The following is an 18,981-nucleotide window of genomic DNA, read 5'->3' as shown; positions in this document are numbered from 1 at the left end:
GATAAGATATCGGGCATGGGCTTGTTGTGGCTTTTGAGTTGTCGTTTGGGAAGACAATAACTCTACTACATCAGCCCTCTCTCTTCATCCTCTTATTTTGGCGAAGGTATTGTGGTAGTTATTGTATTTATTGCCATAAAACTCAAACTAAACCTGTTAGTAATAAGGAGTTTAGTCCAGAAATTATCCGTCTAGGACAAGGAAAGTTAGAAAAAGTTAAAACAAGTGGTGGTTTTGTAATTCGTGGACTCAGACAAGATGATGCAGGCGGATTAATTGAATCCATTATCCGTCAATCTTAAATTCTGGGTAAACTTTTTTCTTCACCCTGCACATCCTTCTCATCCTGCACTTAATTTGTACAAGCCTTATCAACTAAGGGATTAAAGATTGCAGAGTATATTGCAGGATGTGTAGGGTAAATGCAGTTAGTTAATTAAGTACAAAACTGCAACTGCACAACCGTGTAAGGTAGTCTAGGCAAAGCTTTCATCTCTGATTCATCGCGTTAATGTAGGGTGTGCAGTGTGAAAATGAAAAAGTTGAAGTTTATCTAGTAAATTTTTCCTATTAGTAATACTGCCTAATATAACCGTAAGCCTTTTCAAACAGTTCTTTTTCTTGGTGCAAAGCATATTTAAACAAGGTTTTTCGTAGTGCTTGCCGTACTTCCCGTTCACCTGCACTGGTTTTCTGCCACCCAGGAAAGCGTACCACTCGTACTATTTCATCAATATCATTAACAATTCGCTCCACCATTTTGGGTGTATGCTCATTGCGGACTTCTGAAAATAGCTCTGTCAAAGCTGCCTTACCTCGGTCTTCATCTTCCTGCGGTGGTGTGTCTTTTTCTGTCTGTAGCAAGTCACGGGCTAAGTCCAGTAAATCCTTAAGGAAAGCTACACTGTGAATTTGTCCTTGCTCATGACGTTCTTTCAGGGCTTCTAGACGCTCTGATAAAGCACGGAAGCGTGGATTATCAATATGCTGGCGCAGCCGACGAGCAATTTGAATCTCAATTTCCTTGCCTTTCTTTCTGGGGTCTGAGGAATTTAGTACCACCTCCAATAATTCGGCATCCAGGACAATTTCTTCCAGGTCATCACGCACTGCTTCTACACGAACGTTTTGGTGAATTAGCTCAATGGTTTTAGCTCCGAGTACGTGCCAGAGTAGTTTACCCATGCCAGTTGTCGGTTGAACAGAAATGTACACCTGGGACAGCCACTTGTAATCAGTTTCGTAGTTGATAAGCATGGGGTCTGGTGATAATGCTTCCCATAAATCAGCTAGGTAACTGTAATCGGCGGCGAAGTTATCACGCACATCATTGTTGGGTAAACAATCCTGAGCCGCAATCAGTCCTTCATAACCACTAAGAGTGCGGTCTACTCCGAGGAAGTAGGCTAAACATTTCTGTACTGCACCAGGGAGTTCGTTCTTTAAAGCACTAATTCCAGAAACAACCTGCTGGAAGCCTTGCTCATCAAAGTCTAAAGCTTGAGCGACATCATCAAATACGCCGAGATAGTCTACTACCAAACCGTGCGTTTTATTATTGCCGTAGGTGCGATTAGTTCGGCAGATGGCTTGGAGTAAAGTGTGTGCTTTCAGGGGCTTGTCCAGGTACATCGCCTGGAGAATAGGCGCATCAAATCCTGTAAGCAACTTGGCTGTGACAACCAGAATTTTTAATGGGTCGTTAGGGTCACGATACTTATCTAGTAACTTTTCTTCTTGGTCGCGGCTACGCTGATACGGTTTAAATCTCTCATCTTTACCTGTGGCGGAAATAACTATCTCGCTGGCTTCTGGGGGCAGGTGTTTATCCAGTTCTGCTTTATACAGGAGACAGCATTCTTGGTCATAGGTCACGACCATACCTTTAAAACCATTGGGAGCAACTTTCTGCTGATAATGTTCGGCGATGTCTGCACAGATTTTGGTAATGCGGTCTGGAACTTTCACCAGCACTGCCATTTTAGTAACGGCTTTGGCGAGAGTTTCTTTATCTAAATCTGATAAACCACCTGTTAATTCTGCATAGGCTTGGTCGATGGCATCTTTATCAATATGCAGTTCTACCAGACGCGGCTCAAAGTGTAACAGCAACCTTTCGCTGATAGGCTCGACGCTTACCAAATAAAACCTGTCCAGGCTGAAATTTGCTAGTAAAAGTTATTCCCTCAGCTACAAGTCCCCAGCGCCGAATCCGTAAATCATCAGGATCAATATGCTCAAGTCCTACATATCGCTCAATACCTTCTATTTCTGATTTAGTAGCACGATCTTTGCTGAGGCGCACCACATCCCCAAACTTTACCAATTTCCACCCTGTTTTTAACGTATCAGCTTGTATCATCTTGCAGTTAGTATACCCACTAAAAACTAAAACTCTCCTTGAAAGCATTCATCCAAGAAAGAGGAATTAATTTATCATGTTGTAGCCGACCCACGACAATACCATGATGGATACCGATACGCTTTGCAAAATCAACAACATCATTTTTAGATTTAAGTTGCGTTAATTCTCCTTCGTACTCAGGTGGTATCAAAAATTCCCGCGCCCATTGATTTGCTTCGCGTTCTGGCTCCGATTCCAAACTTTCCCCACTATCCCATTCATCTAGAAAAATATTTTCTTTATCATGAAGCAGGATATGTGCTGCTTCATGGAAGAAATTAAACCAGAAGCGGTCATTGGTTTTACCGTAAAGCGAAAGTTGAATCAGTGCTTTATGCGAGTTTAACCACCGTGCTACACCACTAACGTGCGATCGCTTAATTGATGGTACTAAAACAAGCACAACCCCAGCTTCTCGGCACAACTGTTGCATCTGTGGTTCAAATTCCTGTCGTGGTAACACCGTCAACGTGCGAATTTCCTGCACTGCTTTTTCAAATTTTGGTTTACTGTACTTGGGACAGTCTAATTTTTCTGCTTCTATTTCACCCAACCGCAACCATGCCGAAATAGCACCAACATCACTTTGTTCTTCGCGGGTGCGACGAAAATTAACTTCTAAACTTCCGTAGCATTTCTGCCAATCTTCCGGTGAAGCAACACCGAAAAAATGTAATAAATTTTTTACCACTCCTGGTTTATTTTTAGCAATTAAAATGCACTTGGAAATTGCACCTTGGTTCATCAACTCTTTGACTGGTAACTGATCTAACCAAGATGTCCACTCCTTTAAGCGGTTTTCTTCTTCTATCCGAGCTAAACCAGCACGATATTGGGCTTCACGACTGAGCCAAAATGCTGTTGTACTCCCTAAAACCCGTTCTAGCTTCAGGGCTGTTTCTTCATTAATAGGTGCTTTGCCATTAATCAACTGGCTAATATGTTTGGTGGTGTAGCCTAATCGCTCTGCTAACTGTACTTGAGTCCAATCACGCTCTTCTAATATGTCAGCGATGGTATCACCGGGAGGAGATACCCAATCTGGAGTGAATGTTCGGGTTGTCTCAGTCATGGTAATCTCCGATGAAAACAATACAAACAGCAGTAACTTTTGACCAATCAATGCTTTCATCCTCGGTCAGAGGAACAGGGTCGTTATCAGGTTTAAATACAAGTCGTGTACCACCTTCTAGGTCTAATGCAAATTCACCTGCTCTATCTCCTTTTAAGGGATGGGGACGACCTGCAACTAATTCTGTGACACAACTAACAGCAGCTAGGTCAGCCAATCGGGTTCTCAATTTCTTGGCACAGTTTGTACCCAATTTTTTTTGCGCCTGGTTTTGTTGCTCGCATAGGTTTTGCAGTTTGCGATCGCTGAAGGTGATTTCCATTCGTTACTTGACTAATACAAGTTTACCACTTTGGTAAACAAATTTGTTATGTCCAGAGAACTTATCATATCAATAATACTTTACCGTTATGGTAAATAAATTTTTTATACTTTAGCTAAATAAGCTTTCAGCAAGATTTTACCAGTTTGGTAAATAAATTAGTTTATAAAGAATCCAGCATATCCACTAAGCTATCCATCTCTAACCAAAAGGCTCTACTGCCCTGTTCCCAGTCTGCCCAAACTTCAGCTAGTGTTTTTACTTCCTCTGTTTGGCTATTAGCTGTTTTTTTCCGCACATAAAGCGGAATAGACAAACTGTAATCTTGGGTAGCGATTTCCTCTAAAGTAGCAATTTTAGCAAAACCAGGATCATCAATGTAACTTTGATATACACTAAGAATACGTAACTGATGCTCCGGTTTGAGGATACTTTGTGCCTGGACACGGGCTACTTCATGGACTGCATCAATAAATAAAATCCGTCCTTGTCGTTCTGGTGGTTTACGGCTACGGCAAACAATAATACAAGCTTCCATTGGGGAGTTGTAAAACAGGTTTGGCCCCAAACCCAAAACGCATTCCACCAAATCAGCCTCAACCAGCTTTTGCCGCATTTCGGCTTCTTCCTTGCGGAACAACACCCCATGCGGAAAAAGAATTGCACAGCGTCCCGTTGCTGGGTCAAGGCTTTTTAAAATATGCTGAAAAAAGGTATAGTCAGCCCTTCCTTGAGGTGGTGTCCCTAAAAAATTACGCTGCCAAGGATCACTTTGAAAGCCTTCCCGATTCCACTGTTTAATAGAGTAGGGGGGATTAGCCAGAACTACATCAAAAGTTCGTAGTTGATCGTCTTCAGTAAAAGCAGGGCGTTCCAAGGTATCACCGCGCATGACTTGATAATCATCTACACCGTGCAGCACTAAATTCATGCGAGCAATGGAAGCGGTCATGTGGTTGCGTTCCTGTCCGTAAAGCTTGAGGGTACGGTGTTCTCCACCTGTGCGCTTGACTTCAGTCAATGCCGAAATCAACATTCCCCCTGTACCGCAGGTAGGGTCATAAATGCGATCGCCTGATTTCGGTGCAAGCATCTGCACCATTAAATGAACAACTGTACGGTTGGTATAAAATTCTTGGGCTGTATGTCCACTGTCATCAGCAAATTGTTTAATCAAATACTCGTAAGCATTCCCCAATTCATCTTCAGGAACATTGGCTAGGGACAGCACTACTGTAGAGAAATGTTCTAGCAGATTTTTAATGATGTAATCAGGTAGACGTTCTTTATTTGTCCAGGGCGCATCACCGAAAATTCCATCTAAGCGACCGGGATTAGCGGTTTCAATACTCCGCATGGCATTGTTTAAAGCTTTACCAACATCCTTGGCAACAATGCGGACATCTTTCCAGTGAGATCCATCTGGGATAATAAAGCGATCATTGGCAGTTTCACGGGCATAATTAGCATCACCTGTATCAGCCAGTGCTTTGGCAAATTCCTCATCCCAAACATCAGATAGCCGCTTGTAAAACAGCAAGGGAAAGACATATTGTTTGTAGTCCCCGGCATCAACTAACCCACGTAAGATAGTGGCTGCTCCCCACAGATAACTTTCTATAGCTTGTTGTGTGATTTGTTCGCTCACTCCAGCCACCCCCCTTCCAGCATTACTTGGTGCAAATGTTCCTCAACTTCCCGGCATTGTACCAAAGCGTCTTTAAAAGATGCGATCGCTTCATCTAAAGGTGGAATATCTGCTCCTATGGGCGGTAAAACATAACGGGAGATGTTCAGTGTCCATCCTTCCTGTTCAATTTCCTCTCTGGAAACCACCCGCGCCCGGTCTTCTACATCTGTAAATTCTTCATACCAACGTAGAATTTCAGCAGCGTGTTCTGGTTCTAAAAAGTTTTGGGCGCGTCCTTTGCGGAACAGGGTTGAGGCATCAATAATTAATACCTTACCTGCACGGGCTTGAGCTTTACGTTGACGCAGTACCAGTATACAAGCAGCCAAACCAGTGCCGTAAAACAAGTTTGGTGCTAATCCAATTACCGCCTCAATCATGTCCATTTCCAGTAGGGTGCGTCGAATCTGTCCTTCCACCCCACTACGAAATAATGCACCTTGGGGTAACACAACTGCCATCCGTCCATGTGGCTTGGCCATTGACTTGACCATGTGTTGTACCCAGGCGAAATCACCACTACTATCTGTAGGCAGACCAGCGAAAGCACGTCCCCAAGGGTCAGTTTCCCAAACTTCCCGTCCCCATTTTTCTAGGGAGAAGGGAGGATTAGCAATTACTACATCAAACAGAGCTAAACCGCCTGTGTCGGGGTTGGTAAAAACAGGGTTACGCAGAGTGTCACCGCGTTCAATGACAAAATCTTCGACTTCGTGTAAAAACAAATTCATGCGAGCAGTAGACGCGGTGGTTAAGTTTTTCTCTTGCCCGTGTAACTTACCAAAGAATGTTCGTGCATCGCCCCCTTTATTACGTACATGGGCAACAGCAGCCAGTAACATTCCTCCTGTGCCGCAAGCTGGGTCATAAACTGTTTCACCTTCTTGGGGGTCTAACATATCCACCATCAGATGTACCACACTGCGCGGTGTGTAAAATTCCCCAGCTTTATTCTTAGTGGTATCAGCAAACTTTTTAATTAGGTATTCGTAAGCATCGCCCATCACATCACTGTGGACGCGCTTGTTGCCAAGGTTGAGGGCGGAGAAATGTTCAATGAGGTCTTTTAGCAGTTCATCAGACAGCTTTTCTTTATTTGTCCACTGGGCATCCCCAAATACACCGTATAAATGTTTCTGGTTGGCAATTTCAATGTTACGTAGGGCATTTTGTAAGGCAGTACCCACATTGCTAGAAGCATCACGCACGTTTTGCCAGTGGCTACCTTCAGGAATTTGAAAGCGGTGTTCGTCGGGGAAATGTTCTCCGTATTCTTCAATCATTTTTTGACGTTCTTCGTCCCAAACATCACAAATGCGCTTGAAGAACAGCAGTGGCAGAATGTAACTCTTCCAGTCAGTGCGATCCACGGGGCTTCCACGCAAAATATTGGCTGCTTCCCACAAATGGGATGACAACTCAGATAAAGTGATGGAATGTTCAAACAATGTTCCTTGGATCATGTTACTGCGTACTGAAATGAGTCGGCATTTTGTGGACTTAATATTTTCAGAATACCCTCTGTAAGCCTAGTACGGCACGGCGGAAATAGCTAGACCATAATCGTAGGAGAATAAATGGTGAGGTAAAAATTTGCTGTGTCCAAGTATTAAGGGATAAAGGTGTGCCAAAATTAACTCCAAAAATCTTAAATTTAAGCAATGGCGATCGTTATGAACTCCAGGAGTTGATTGACCGACACAACACACCGCAACAGATCGCACTGAGAGCAAAAATAATTCTGATGGCATCTGAGGGTCAAAATAATCGGGAAATCGCCATTCGTTTGGATATCAATAGGCATACGGTTAGCTTATGGCGAAACCGATGGTTGGAGACTCAGGGAAAAGAATTATTGACTCTTCAAAGATTACAAGATTCTGAACGTGCTGGCGCACCAGTAAAATTTAGTATGGAACAAGTAATCGAGTTGTTTGCGTTTGCTTGTTCACCACCATCCGATTACGGAAGACCAATAAGTCATTGGACACCAAGAGAACTGGCGGATGAAATGATCAAACAAGGTATCATTGAAAGCATATCAGTCCGCCACGTTGGAAGATTATTAGAAGAAGCCCAATTGAAGCCACACCAAAGTCGGTATTGGCTGACTCCCCCCCCCAGATGAAGAATTTGATACAAAAGTTGAAGATATTACTGGTTTATACATAAGTGCGATTGAACGTCACCTTCAGGGGGAACGGACTATCTCTATTGATGAAATGACAGGAGTTCAAGCCACTGAACGTTTAGAAAAAGATTTACCAATGCGACCTGGTAAAGTGGAACGAAGGGAGTTTGAGTATATTCGTGAGCCAGTGCCGTGCGGGGGTTCCCCCCGTTGAGGCAACTGGCGGTCACGGTACACAGACCTTGATAGCTAATTTCGATGTTGCCACTGGTCAGATTCTGGAGTCGACTTGTGGAGATTCTAGAACCGAATTAGATTTTCTGCTCAATATCCACCGAATTATTGAAAGTGACCCCTATGCCAAAAAATGGCATCTCATCATGGATTGTCTGAATACTCATCAATCGGAGTCGCTGGTTCGCTTTGTTGCAGAAAAAGAAGGTCTGAATATTAATCTGGGTGTTAAAGGTAAAACTGGTATCCTCAAGTCCATAAAATCCCGCGCTGCCTTTTTGAGTGAGCCAGCACACCGAATTGTTTTTCATTACACTCCCAAACACTGCTCTTGGCTGAATCAAATTGAGATTTGGTTCAGTATTTTGGTTCGGAAGTTACTAAAAAAAGCAAGTTTCGTTAGTAAAGATGATTTAAAAAATCGAATACTTGGTTTTATTGACTACTTTAATCACACAATGGCTAAACCTTTTAAGTGGACTTACAAGGGCAAAGTTTTGGCTATTTAATGGTCTACTTATTTCCGCCGTGCTGTACTAGTTCATGAAGAAAATATTTATAGCTTTTTAAATCACTCTTGCTAATGATGATATTGTTCCTCAATTATTGGCATGAATTATAAATCTAAAATATTAATTCTAAAGCAAAATTAGACTATAAACTAATTTGTGCAAACTACATCTAAGTTAATATTTCTCACCTGCTGAATGCCATATTCATGTGATATAACATCTAAAATTAATGTCTAAATAAATGCCTCAACATAGCATACGTGAAGACATTCCAAACAAAAATAGTTTTATATTGAGACTGGCAGGAAAAAAAGTGACTCATTTAGAAAATGTAATCTTAGACGAGACCATCGTTGAAATAGTGGATCAAGATGGTGTAGTGAAAGAAGTAACTTTGAGAATAGCACTAGCAATATTTCGTAAACAAGAAATTTTCAAAGATAAGGCACTGGGTATTAAACGTAACCATATCCCTTTTAAATTCTTTTTATTACCTGATGAACCTCAAAATCCTGATTTTTGTCGTTTATCTCATACTATAAATAATATCGCTGTTTTTGATTTTGAGCCATATAATTCAAATCAAGCCATTTGGATGCGATGCGTTCAGTTATATTGGCAAGCTAAAGCCATCTTATTACCTAATAAAATATTTAATTTAATAACAGATACAACCCAGCTTTTTAGTTTAGTTCAGCAACTTATCCCGCCCCAAGCATTTGAAAACTTAAAATTGGAGACAGATGCCGAGACATCTTTGTATAAACTCTTGGCAATAGGAGAATCAGACATTATTTCTTGGGCCAATACTCAAGGCATTGATTATCCTTTTAAAAATTTTGAAGAACTATTTATTCATATCCTTAAAAGTAGATTTCAAATGGATGTTCAAGAACAAGCGTTTGCACTTAAACCATTATGGAAAAATCAGAAAGATGCTAAACGCCATCACCGTGGATGGCTAAAATTTCTTAATAATCATGATCTTGGTGCAAAAACTGAAGCGGAATACAACAAGATACTCATGGATATGGAGTGGGAAGGCTACCCATTAATAGTATTAAAGTCTCCAAGTATACACAAACCGTTTAAAAATATTTGGCAATCATACTTAAAGACTCAAAGAGCATTAGTTAAGCTAATTGATACTGACCTCTACTGGAAGGACAACATTCCTTACCAAACTAAACATACTAATAGAAGGCTTCCAATTCAAGGGATTGTAACTAATGAAGGTAAGTTTGAATGGGTTTGGGAGCTACAATCAAGATAGTTTTTAACTATAGTACTTAACATTTTTTAACTAAGTTAGGCAAAAAATATATTTTTGGTAAAACTCTGATATTTAAATATTAGAGTATTTTTTTGCCCTAAATACTAACGAATACTATCAACGGTAATAAGTAATTTAAAAAAGCTGGGAATAGAATAAATCACAATTTATATTTTATTAAAAACTAGTTTTTATTACTAAGAAAGAGTTGGTTTGTGCGTACCCAGCAGGTACTGGATATGCACAAAAATACTTTATATTTATAAAAGTTAATGATGCTGAAATTGGAAAGAATTAATGAAGAATATCAAGCGGTATTTGAATGATATTAACTATAGCTTAATAAATGAATCTGAATTTGTTTTAGAGATTACTCTGGGCTATGCACGCGTATCAAGTAGAGAACAAGCAGTAAATTCTCATGCACTAGAGCAACAGATTCAAAGATTAAAAGATAATGGAGCTAATTTAATTATTTATGATGTGCAAACAGGTAAGAAAGATAATCGTCCTGGTCTACTTAAAGTCATGCAACTTGTGAAAGAAGACGAAATTACTGAAGTAATCATTACTCGCTTAGACCGTCTTGGCAGAAGCGTGCCTTTAATTAGAAAAAACATTTCAGTGTTTCAGGAAACTGGGGTAAATCTAAGAGTGCTTGACCAATTAATTGACCTACGAACTTCACATGGTATGTTTATGGTCAATCTGCTGGCTAGTCTTGCTGAGATGGAGGTTGATCAACTGTCAGAACGGGTTAAGCACGGAAAACAGCACCGTCGCAAACAGCAAGCTGCTTGTGAATGTGTACCATTCGGATACAAAGCTGAAAAACTCCGTTATCAACTTGATACAACTTCTTTCCTGTGTCTCCTTAACGAAAGACCTATCAACTATACTGATTTGTCTAATGAAGAAGATATTGAGAAGCTACCTGGTATAACAATTGCTCAACTTGCAAGAGACTGTATTGACATCTTTTTACGAACGAAAGGAGTAAGTAGAGCCACAAGCGAAATCTTTCAAAAATATGGAATTCAGCATACCCAAAGTAAGAAAAATGGGAATGACAAGATTTTTCATTGGACTCCAGCAGGATTAAAGCGTTGGTTAAAAAACCCAGTCCTTTGTGGGCATACAGTTTATAACAAGCGAATTAAGACCAGCGCAGGCCAGCGTAAAGAAGTTAATCCAAAAGATTGGCAGATTATTTACGATACTCACCTAAACGACCGACTAATCTCTGATGAGGAGTCCACTGAAATTTTGAGAATTCTTGAATTCAATTCTTCTCGGCCTGGGCCTGCTCTATTTAATTACGATTCTTCAAATTTTGATAGCTATGGAGAGTTTGCTTACCAACGTGGTATTGTCTACTGTGCTGAGTGTAATACTAAATGTATTACTAAAACTCGTCAGAGTAAAAACAAGTATCACTACTATGCATGTCGCCATGCTGGTAAAGGATGCAATAACCGTAAAGGTACTAGAAAGGATGCAATTGAGAGGGCATTGATTGACTATTTATTGCATAAATCAGTTGTTCTCCAAACCAGAGATTCTGACAAAAATTGTGATTTTACAGAGATACCTATTAAATCTGAAAAGCTCAAAAAACTGGAGACACGACTAGCAAAGCTTGAAGAGATTACAGATTTTGATCCAGAACTAGAAGCTCTCAAAGAAAAGACTTTTCGTGAGATTCAGGAGGAAATAAATCCTTTCTCTAGTAATGCCATTGATACCAAAACAGTTGATGAAATTATTCAGGCTGGAAATAATCTCTTTATCTGGTATACCCTCTCTGAAGACGACAAAGTTGCAATTTATTCCAGATTAGTTGAGAAAATCACAGTCTGTAATGGTGCAGTAGTATCAATTGTACTTAATACTTCTTGCTAGCCTTGCACATTTGTTGGCTATCTTCTTGTTTTAGATAACTAACCTATAACGATGCACATATAAGGAGATAATAGTGAGTTTTAAGGATGTGTTTGAAATTAACCAAATTAGGTGTGAAATTGCTTTTCGCAAAACGGTAAAGCATTGGGCATCAGAAGCCAAACTATTTGGTGTAAGTTGCCCACATTGTAATTCCTTAAATTTCAAAAAATACAGCGTTGAGAAAGGTAAGCAGAGGTACATATGCCAGGAATGTAAGCGTCGGTTTAACGAAAGACAAAGCTTTGAATGTAGTTGTGTAGTACCAGGTAAGCGTACCGTATGCCACACTTGCCCTCGGTTTCAGGAGTTTCTAAAAACCTTGCGTAAACATATTGACGAATTACGAGAACTGAATATACAGGAGCTACAAATTTTAAGTGAGCAAGAGGTATTAGATAGTAAAGTTGAGGTCTAATAAATAGTTAATGTTCCCTGAGCAGAACAGTGGCAGCAAACTCAGGTTACTGTATGAGTAATGGTTGATTGTTTCAACTTGCTCTGGGAACATTAAAAACTTAAATCTACTGTTAGTTATTTAACAGGCAAGATTAGCAGCTTCTTGGACTTAAACTAACAAGGTAGTTTATCTCATACTTTAGCTAAAGCATAAGCATTTAAAACTCAGGGACAAATAATTCTCGTTTGTTACCTGCATAATGTTGATATATTATTTCTGGACTGTTACCTACCAACCGACCTACATCTTTTGCGTCTAGCTTGCCAGTTTCGAGAGCGTGAGTAATAAACGTATGTCTAGTTTGGTATAGCGTTCTGTATTCGATTCCTAACCCATTAATTACCCTCTTCCATACCCTTCCTCTAAAGTTATCAATATCAATTACTTTCTTTTTAGGAGAAGGAAAAATAAATGATTCAGAACTTGCGCTTTCAAGCTTATTAAGTTTTAATAGCTGACACAGTGAATCATTGCACGGGAACTTTCTTCTTTCTTGGGTCTTTAACCCTTGTCTAACTAGCTTACCAGTCTCAGATTTAATAACTGCTTGCTCAAAATTAATTTGTCTAAAATCTTGAGAAATATGCTTCCACTGTAGAGCAATAGCTTCTGATGGTCTACATCCTGTTAAAAAGAGAAATTTAACAAAAGATGTATAGTAGCTATGTTTAAATGCTGATGATCGGGGACAAAAGAGGTTGTTTTCAAATGCATTGATAATTGCATTTCTTTCTTCCAAACTAAATGGATTGATTTCATCAATCTCTTTACTTTTGGATGACTTTGGCAATTTAATTTTTTTCCCATGTCTTTAAACAGATTCTCGGTAAGCATTCCAGATTCTATTGCCCATTCACAGCAAGCTGAAAGACAGTTAATAAATCGTTTTCCTGAATACAAAGGAATGGTGTTCAAAATGTAGTCTCTGATTTCGCAAGCTTTATCCAAGTCATGAGTTGGTAGTTTTTTAACATAATTAGAGAAAACACTATACGAAAGTTTCATTGTGTTAGGGCTACACTGTGGTCGCTTATATTCAACAAATTTTTCCCAAAGCTCTGCTAGTGACGGCTTAGAGCTAACACTTTTAGTTTCATTAACTACAATTGTACTCAGTGCTGCCTGCGGTTTGTATTTAGCAAGAGTAGGGTCAAAATTTCCAGAAACAATATCTAGTTCAATTTGTCTTGCCTTTGCTTCTGCCGCCTTACGGTTAACCGCGTTATCTGGCAAACCTATACTGAGGTAATGTCGTTTACCTGCAAACCTGAACCTTAATTGCAATCTGTCATTGGAAGAGATGACTTGAACAGTACCCTTAGAAGCTTTGCTAGAGTTGGGTGTAGAGTACATAGATTTGTCCTTGCTAGTACCTTTTTTAGTACACCCAATTTACACCCAATTTACACCCAAACTCACCGAAAAAGAGCTAATATTTGTTTGTTACCACAAAGAAAAACACTGCTCTTAGTGATAATCATCCAAGATAAAACCAGTAGAATGCTTGCTATATAAGGGTTTTTTGAAAAGCGGGCGATGGGACTCGAACCCACGACGTTCACCTTGGGAAGGTGACATTCTACCACTGAATTACACCCGCGAATAGTGACTGTTAGCTAAGTTAAAGCTAACAGAGATTATACCATAATTGATTAGTTTTGGATTTCCGAGACAGATGTGTTGTTTGGCGATCGCACATTCCTCACTTCTCTGTCTTCCGCAGGTGGTTTTTTACCAAAACCATAACGTAATGTATTCAAAATCCAAGTTTGGAAGTTATCAATGTAGCTAAATATGACTGGCACTACGACCAAAGTCAGCAGTGTAGAAGTGGTAAAGCCTCCCATAATGGCGATTCCCATTGGTTGACGGACTTCGGAACCTGCGCCAATACCCAAAGCGAGGGGAAGAGTACCCGCAATAGTCGCTAAAGAAGTCATCATAATTGGGCGCAGACGTGAAACACCAGCTTCTATCAAGGCTTGGCGTTGGTTCTGCCCTTCCTGCATATTGATGATTGTGTAGTCTACCAACAAAATCGAGTTTTTTGTGACAATTCCCATTAACAACACAATCCCAATCAAGGCGTAAATTCCCAGGGGTTTTTGGGCAACCATCAAGGAGACTAATGCACCACCTAAGCAAAATGGCAATGCGGCCATAATCGATAAAGGATGCAGAAAGTTGTTATATAGCAGCACCAGAATTGCATAGATGCACATAATCGCTAAAGCTAATGCACCACCAAATCTGCCAAAAATTTCCTGCATAATTTTGGCACTACCAGAAGGTTGTTGAACAACTCCAGGTGGTAAGTTTTGCATTGCTGGTAGCTGATTTACGGCTTTGACTGCTTCTCCCAGAGATATAGTTTGTAAGTTGGCTTCTAGTGCGACTTGACGGGCGCGGTCGTAACGGCTGATGGTGGCGGGGCCGCTACCAAACTTGATATCGGCCACAGCGACTAGCGGAACTAAACTCCCGTTTTGGCTGGGAACTTGCAAATTTCTGATATTGTTTATATCTGCGCGGGCTGTTGGGTCAATTTGTATGCGGATGGGAATTTGCCGATCGCTCAAGTTAAACTTAGCCAAGTTAGCATCATTATCACCAATGGTAGCTAAAGAAGCTGTCCGGGCGATCGCTTGCACTGTTACACCCAAATCGGCGGCGCGTTGCGGGTTGGGTATGACTAAAATCTCTGGTTTGACTAAACTAGCAGTCGAAGAAACTTCTACTAGTCCAGGAATATTCCGCATTTGTTGTTCTAAATCATTAGCGGCTTGGGTTAAAGCTTCAGGATTTTCACTCCTGAGAACAATAGATAATGCTTTACGACCACCTCCAGGCCCTTGATTTTGAAAACTAATTCTTGCCCCTGGAATTTCTTGAAATAAAGGACGGGTTTGTTCTTCAAATTGTTTTTGGGAAATATTGCGTTCTTCTTTGGGCTTTAACTGAATTGATAAGGTAGCTGAGTTGATTTCTTCTGTAGCTAACACCTTTTCCACCACGGGGTTTTGGCGAATAATGTCAGTTGCTTGAGTCACTACTTTATTGACATCTTCTAAGGTGGAACCGGGAGGAACTTCAATCGCAACGTTAGAAATGCCAAAGTCACCGTCATCGACAAAACCTTTGGGAATCAAGGGAACTAACATCAAACTGGCGATGAAAAACGCCATTGCGATCGCAATTGTGGTTAACTTATGGCGTAATGCTGTTTGTAATAAGGATTTATACGGCTGAAACTGATGTTTTGGTTGTGGCTTTTTGATTTGACGATAGAAGATTTGACTTAATCTGTTCTTAGCATCAGTAGCACTAGATTGATGTTTTTTATCCTTTAATAAATACGCCCCCATCATCGGCGTAATCATCCGCGCTACCATCGTGGAAAAAATTGTAGACACCGCCACAGTCACACCAAAGGGTTGAAAAAACTGCCCAGGAACACCCCCCATAAACGCCACCGGGAGAAACACCGCAATAATGGTTGCGGCACTCGCCATCACAGCTAAACCCACTTCGTCGGAAGAGTCAAAAGCTGCTTCCCAAGGTGATTTCCCCATTGCTATATGCCGTTCCATATTTTCAATTTCCACCACGGCATCATCTACTAAGTTGCCGACAGCCAAAGCTAATGCCAGCAAAGTCATATTATTGAGGGTATATCCCAAAGCTTGCTGCACCGCAAAGGTCGGAATCATTGATAAAGGTAGGGCAACGGCAGTAATTAAAGTTGCTCGCCAATCGCGTAAAAAGAGTAAAATCACGATGATTGCCAGTACTGAGGCTTGAATCAACTCATCAATGGTGCTTTGATAGGATTGACGAATAATATCGGCTCTGGTAAAAATTAACTCGATTTTGATATCTGGGGGCAGGGTTTTTTGTAGTTTGGCGACTGCGGCTTTCACGCCTTGTTCTACACTCACAACCACGCTGCCAGTACTCCGCAATACTTGAAAAGCTACCACGGGTTGATTATCCAAACGGGCAGTTTGTCGCACATCCGCGTATTTATCTTCCACCGTACCCAAGCTGGATAAAGGTATAGAACCACCACTAGGCAACAGAATTTCATAAGTTTGCAGCAGATTCACACTGGTGGCACTACCAAGGGTGCGTATTGTTTGTTCACTACCGCCAAGTTCAGCGCGTCCACCGGGTAAATTGATGTTGAAAGCCCGAATTTGGTCGTTTACTTGGGTGGCGGTGATGCCTAAAGATTGTAAGCGGTCAGGGTCGAGGTTAATCCGAATTTCGCGGTCAACGCCACCAATACGCTTGACTTGTGCCACACCTTTGACGGTTAACAAGGCGCGGCTAATAGTTTGGTCTACGATGTTGCTTAATTCTTCAACAGAACGCTGATCTGATTTGACTGCATAAAAGATAATCGGGCCGCCAGCAAACTCTAAACGTTGTACTACGGGGTCATTAATATCTTGGGGGAGATTTTGGCGGATTTGAGCGATCGCATTTCTGACATCATTGGTAGCGCGATCGCTATTTGTTCCTAAAACAAAATTAATCGTGGTGGTAGACTTACCATCACTGACACTAGAAATCATATTATCGATGTTGCCCAACCCAGCGACAGCATCTTCAATTTTTTTCGTCACCTGCGATTCCAGTTCTGCTGGCCCTGCACCCGGTTGGGTAACAGTCACAGAAACTGCCGGCACATCAATGTTGGGGTTGGTGTCGATTCCCAAGGAAATAAAAGATAACCACCCAACAACTGTCAAAATTAAGAATAAAACAATGGTGGGAACAGGTTTTTTAATTGACCAAGCCGAGATATTGAAGGACATTTTTGGTGTGGGAGTGAGTGGGGAGTGTGGGGGGTGTGGGGAGTGTGGGGGGTAATTTTTTGGATACTTAGCTAGAAATCCCACACAAAATTTCGTTCACCCAGACAAGGGAAGGGAGACAAGGGGGACAAGGGAGAAAAACAAATGACTCTTAAATCTGTCACCTGTAACCTATCACCTATCACCTGTCACCTTGACGCGATCGCCATCTTTGAGATAACCTGCACCATCAACGATGACGCGATCGCCTAATTGCAAGCCATTTTTAATTTCTACGAGTTCGCTATTTATTGGTTCTCCGACTTCTACTTTCTGGCTTTGGACGAGATCATCACCGGAGAGGGTGTATACAATGGCACTGCCATCAGCTTGGGGTTGTACGGCTTTTTGTGGTACTGCCATTGCTAGTGCTGTGTTTGTTGTAATAGCGGCACGGGCAAACATCCCAGGCCGGAGTAAGTTGGTTAAAGGTAAGTCGATTTTGACTGTTGCTTCTCGTCGTTTATCGTTTACTAAAGGTTGTATTTCTCTGACTCGCCCTTGCAACTGCACGCGATTGTCAATATCGGAGGTAATTTGTACAGCCGCGCCAATTTCTACCTGTGGTAATTGAATTTCGGGAACTTCGGCTTGCAGTTCTAATCTGCCATCCCGAATAATCGAAAACAGTTTTTGTGTTCCGCCAATCACAGTCCCTACTTGGGTTTGAGGCGGAATACCTGTAACATCACCCACTCTGGCGAGTTTTTCTGCCACAATTCCCGAAATCGGGGCGCGGACTACGGTTTGTTTTAACTGTGTTTGTATTTGTACAACTTTAGCCACACTAGTACGCACATCTGCTTCGGCTTTATAAATATTGGCGACAGCACTCCCGGTAGTGGCTTGGGCGCTAATTACATTGGCTTGGGCGCTGCGAATATTTTCTTCAGCCAGTCGCACCGCCTCGGTAGCCGTTTTGACTGTGTAGGCGCGAGTATCCAGTTCTTGCAGACTAATCGCCCCAGCCATTGCCAATTTGCGATAACGCAGATAATTCTTTTGGGCTTCTTCTAACTTAGCTTTGGACTGGGCTAAATCAGCTTTTCTTTGTCGCACGATCGCTTGATAAGATGCGACAGTAGCTTGCTGTGAAACCACACCCGCCTGTTTGGAACCCACATCAGCTTGTTTGGATTCTACCTCGGCTCTGGCTCCACTCATTTGGGCTTGCAACATCGAATCATCTAAAATTGCCAAAACTTGTCCCTTTTTCACATAAGTGCCTTCCTTAATATCTTCGGGAATAATTTTGACTTGCAAACCATTGGCTTGAGGCAGAACTGGAATTAAATCACGGGCGGCGATCGTACCTGTAGTATTTAAGGTGCGAGAAACACGAGTGGTTTCGACCGGGGAAACAGTCACCGTCAGGACTGGGTTAGATTTAGGCGTGATTTTATTCGCTACAGCTTTGTCTTGCCGCGCTGGTAATTGAGTTAACACACCCATCCCACCTAATGCGATCGCTATCCCCACGCCAACACCCATAAACATTGGTGTTAGCCAAGGGCGAGTCGGTTGTCTGGCTGATTTCTGCCATGCTTCGACCATTTCTTCTCGTTCTAGTTCTGGAATACTTTCATCACTCAAGAGACGCACCTCCACTGCGGAAACACACAAAATGTTAGTTATTTTTAAGAAAGTTTGCGACTATTTACCGTATATTAAATTTGACTTCTATCTTTAGTTTTGACTGTAATAATCCCCAATATGACTACGATGACATAAGTCATGTTTTTTATTATAAAGAAAAAGAAAAAACCGTAATTATACGTAAATTCCTACTTTATCTGACTTTGTATTTCCATCACACTCTGAGTCTTATTAACGTCACAGATCCTTTGTATGCAGATCACTGGATTTTGTGCATAAATATGAAACACTGATGAGCGTAGGATACGCCAAATAGTGTCTGTTGACAGCCAACTAAGAAAGTATACCTATCATGTGAGGCAGATTTCTGCAACTAGCATTCACAGCCATACTTGGGTTAAAAATGATGAATATACTTTTCAATACCAACTAAAGCCTTAATTTTGGGAATCTTAATCACAAACAAGAAATCTTTTGATCTGAACTG

Annotated in this window: 15 protein-coding genes and 1 tRNA gene; 5 read left to right on the top strand and 11 right to left on the bottom strand. The window is 41.1% G+C overall.

Annotated elements, in window-relative coordinates; translation table 11 throughout:
- Window positions 1–26 precede the first annotated feature (26 nt).
- Complete coding sequence (locus tag H6G79_RS18355; RefSeq protein ID WP_190590728.1) at window positions 27–302, top strand: hypothetical protein; 276 nt, start codon at window positions 27–29, stop codon at window positions 300–302.
- A gap of 268 nt (window positions 303–570) precedes the next feature.
- Here H6G79_RS18355 and H6G79_RS18350 read toward each other — a convergent pair whose 3' ends face one another.
- The 6 genes from H6G79_RS18350 to H6G79_RS18325 all read right to left on the bottom strand — a co-directional run bounded on the left by H6G79_RS18350 (window position 571) and on the right by H6G79_RS18325 (window position 6,951).
- Entirely contained in the window at window positions 571–2,142 is a 1,572-nt protein-coding gene (locus H6G79_RS18350) for a UvrB domain 3-containing protein (protein WP_242048441.1), read from the bottom strand.
- Window positions 2,096–2,362 (bottom strand): hypothetical protein, encoded by a 267-nt coding sequence (locus H6G79_RS18345; RefSeq protein WP_190590729.1) that lies wholly within the window; start codon window positions 2,360–2,362, stop codon window positions 2,096–2,098. Before H6G79_RS18345 ends, H6G79_RS18350 begins: the two co-directional genes overlap by 47 nt.
- Before the next feature lie 19 nt (window positions 2,363–2,381).
- Window positions 2,382–3,476 (bottom strand): helix-turn-helix domain-containing protein, encoded by a 1,095-nt coding sequence (locus H6G79_RS18340; protein ID WP_190590730.1) that lies wholly within the window; start codon window positions 3,474–3,476, stop codon window positions 2,382–2,384.
- Window positions 3,469–3,798: a type II toxin-antitoxin system RelE/ParE family toxin gene (locus H6G79_RS18335; RefSeq protein ID WP_190590731.1), complete on the bottom strand. Its 330-nt coding sequence runs from the start codon at window positions 3,796–3,798 to the stop codon at window positions 3,469–3,471. The genes H6G79_RS18340 and H6G79_RS18335 overlap by 8 nt, the downstream gene beginning before the upstream one ends.
- Before the next feature lie 163 nt (window positions 3,799–3,961).
- Window positions 3,962–5,446 (bottom strand): class I SAM-dependent DNA methyltransferase, encoded by a 1,485-nt coding sequence (locus H6G79_RS18330; RefSeq protein WP_313933928.1) that lies wholly within the window; start codon window positions 5,444–5,446, stop codon window positions 3,962–3,964.
- Entirely contained in the window at window positions 5,443–6,951 is a 1,509-nt protein-coding gene (locus H6G79_RS18325; protein WP_190590733.1) for a class I SAM-dependent DNA methyltransferase, read from the bottom strand. Before H6G79_RS18325 ends, H6G79_RS18330 begins: the two co-directional genes overlap by 4 nt.
- A gap of 161 nt (window positions 6,952–7,112) precedes the next feature.
- Here H6G79_RS18325 and H6G79_RS18320 point away from each other — a divergent pair, with 161 nt between their 5' ends.
- The 4 genes from H6G79_RS18320 to xisF all read left to right on the top strand — a co-directional run bounded on the left by H6G79_RS18320 (window position 7,113) and on the right by xisF (window position 11,540).
- Window positions 7,113–7,616, top strand: a complete 504-nt coding sequence (locus H6G79_RS18320; RefSeq protein WP_190590734.1) for a helix-turn-helix domain-containing protein — start codon at window positions 7,113–7,115, stop codon at window positions 7,614–7,616.
- Window positions 7,617–7,798: 182 nt separating this feature from the next.
- On the top strand, window positions 7,799–8,362 hold the full coding sequence (locus tag H6G79_RS18315) for a transposase (protein WP_313933927.1): 564 nt from the start codon (window positions 7,799–7,801) through the stop codon (window positions 8,360–8,362).
- Window positions 8,363–8,606: 244 nt separating this feature from the next.
- The gene (locus H6G79_RS18310) at window positions 8,607–9,638 is read left to right on the top strand and encodes a hypothetical protein (RefSeq protein ID WP_190590735.1); all 1,032 of its coding nucleotides are present in this window, start codon (window positions 8,607–8,609) and stop codon (window positions 9,636–9,638) included.
- Between the two features lie 297 nt (window positions 9,639–9,935).
- Entirely contained in the window at window positions 9,936–11,540 is a 1,605-nt protein-coding gene (xisF, locus tag H6G79_RS18305) for a fdxN element excision recombinase XisF (RefSeq protein WP_190590736.1), read from the top strand.
- A 656-nt stretch (window positions 11,541–12,196) separates the two neighbouring features.
- Here xisF and H6G79_RS36835 read toward each other — a convergent pair.
- From H6G79_RS36835 to H6G79_RS18285, 5 genes are all read right to left on the bottom strand, one after another.
- Window positions 12,197–12,778 carry a site-specific integrase gene (locus H6G79_RS36835; protein ID WP_242048440.1) on the bottom strand — a complete coding sequence of 194 codons (582 nt, stop codon included), beginning with the start codon at window positions 12,776–12,778 and terminating at the stop codon, window positions 12,197–12,199.
- Complete coding sequence (locus H6G79_RS36830; protein WP_242048439.1) at window positions 12,667–13,392, bottom strand: Arm DNA-binding domain-containing protein; 726 nt, start codon at window positions 13,390–13,392, stop codon at window positions 12,667–12,669. The genes H6G79_RS36835 and H6G79_RS36830 overlap by 112 nt, the downstream gene beginning before the upstream one ends.
- 175 nt (window positions 13,393–13,567) lie before the next feature.
- Window positions 13,568–13,639: transfer RNA gene (locus H6G79_RS18295), tRNA-Gly, on the bottom strand.
- A gap of 52 nt (window positions 13,640–13,691) precedes the next feature.
- Window positions 13,692–16,859, bottom strand: coding sequence for an efflux RND transporter permease subunit (locus H6G79_RS18290; RefSeq protein ID WP_190590737.1), 3,168 nt, complete (start codon window positions 16,857–16,859; stop codon window positions 13,692–13,694).
- A 174-nt stretch (window positions 16,860–17,033) separates the two neighbouring features.
- Window positions 17,034–18,452 (bottom strand): efflux RND transporter periplasmic adaptor subunit, encoded by a 1,419-nt coding sequence (locus H6G79_RS18285; protein ID WP_190590862.1) that lies wholly within the window; start codon window positions 18,450–18,452, stop codon window positions 17,034–17,036.
- Window positions 18,453–18,981 lie beyond the last annotated feature (529 nt).

The organism is Anabaena sp. FACHB-83 (genome assembly GCF_014697485.1).
Lineage (GTDB): Bacteria > Cyanobacteriota > Cyanobacteriia > Cyanobacteriales > Nostocaceae > Nostoc_B.
The sequence above is the reverse complement of the archived record's forward strand: the minus strand, read 5'-3'. Positions and strand labels throughout refer to the sequence as shown.